This is a genomic window from Acidovorax delafieldii 2AN (assembly GCF_000175235.1).
Classification (GTDB): Bacteria; Pseudomonadota; Gammaproteobacteria; order Burkholderiales; family Burkholderiaceae_C; genus Acidovorax; species Acidovorax delafieldii_B.
The window spans coordinates 1-1,548 of sequence record NZ_ACQT01000473.1; the positions used below are offsets into that span (position 1 = coordinate 1).

The window sequence follows — 1,548 nt, forward strand, 5'->3', positions numbered from 1 at the left end:
CGGCCTGGCCCTTTGGGCCTTCGGCGGCATGGCCCTGGTGGGCACGCCGCTGCAGGCACGCATGAAGATCCCCGACACCCCCGAAACCGCGCTGCGCGACTGGATCCGCTTCGGCGAACTGGACCCCGGCGACGCGCTGGCGCTGCAGTGGGCGCGCCACTACGTGGAGCATTCGCGCGCCGAGGTCTACGACTGGCTGCTCGGCGAGGGCGTGAAGTTCATGCCCGCCGTGAACTGGGTGGAGCGCGGGCGCTTTGGCGACGGCAACAGCGTGCCGCGCTACCACATCGTCTGGGGCACCGCGCGCGAGCTCACGCGCCGCATGATCGCCGCCATGCGCCAGGCCGACATGGGCGGACGGCTCACCGTGCTGCACCGCCACCGCGCCACCGCGCTCGACCTGCAGCAGGGCTTGCCCTCGGGCGTGCAGGCGGTGAACGAGGAGACCGGCGCCGAAGTGCTGCTGCAGGCCCCCGTGGTGGTGCTGGCCATGGGCGGCATCAACGGCGGCCATGAACAGACGCGGGCCAACTGGCCCAAGGACCGCCCCATCCCGGCCACGATGCTCAACGGTGCCCACCCCTATGCCGACGGCAAGATGCACCACTGGGTGGCCAACGCGCTGGGCGCACGCATCGCCCACGCCGGCGAAATGTGGAACTACGCCGCCGGCTTTCCGCACCCCTTCCCGCACTTCGAGGGGCACGGCCTGTCCACCATCCCCTGCAAGTCAGCGCTGTGGCTGGACCACCAGGGCCGGCGCATCGGCCCCGAGCCGCTGGTCACCGGCTTCGACACCCACTGGCTGTGCCAGCGCGTGGCGCAGCAAGAGAAACCCTGGACCTGGCACCTGCTGAACTGGCGCATCGCGGCCAAGGAATTCGCCATCTCGGGCGCCGAGCACAACCAGCGCATCCGCGACATGCAGTTCCCCGCTTTCCTCAAGGAAACGCTGCTCGGCAACCACCGCCTCGTGAAGCAGATGGCCGCCGAGAGCAAGCACTTCCTCGTGGACGACACGCTGGCCGGCCTGGCCGCGAAGATGAACCAGCTCACCGGCACGCAGGACGTGCGGCCCGAGGTGCTGCAGGCCACGGCCGACGCCTTCGACGCCAACTTCGCGAACGGTGCCAAGCTGCACAACGACGACCAGATCCGCCGCATCCTGCACGCGCGCCAGTGGGGGCCCGACAAGCTGCGCACCTGCGAACCCGCGCCGCTGCAGCGGCGCGGCGCGGGGCCGTACATCGCCATCCAGATGCAGCTCATCACGCGCAAGAGCCTGGGCGGCCTGCGCACCGACCTGGCGAGCCGCGTGCTCGATAGCTCCGGCCAGCCCATTCCCGGCCTGTACTGCGTCGGCGAGGCGGCGGGCTTTGGCGGTGGCGGCGCCAACGGCAAGCGCTCGCTGGAAGGCACCTTTCTGCCCGGCTGCATCCTCACCGCGCGGGCTGCTGCGCGTTCCATCACGGAGGCGGGCCGATGAGTGCGCACCACCGCCCCGCGCCCTTCCCGGCCACGGCCTCCGACTACCGGCACCTGGCCGAG

Annotated in this window: 1 protein-coding gene; it reads left to right on the forward strand. The window is 71.0% G+C overall.

Translation table 11 applies throughout. The features are described from left to right. Nucleotides 1-1,486 (forward strand): FAD-binding protein (locus ACDELDRAFT_RS22325; RefSeq protein ID WP_005801098.1); only part of this gene is annotated, 1,486 nt, incomplete at its 5' end. Nucleotides 1,487-1,548: the final 62 nt, after the last annotated feature.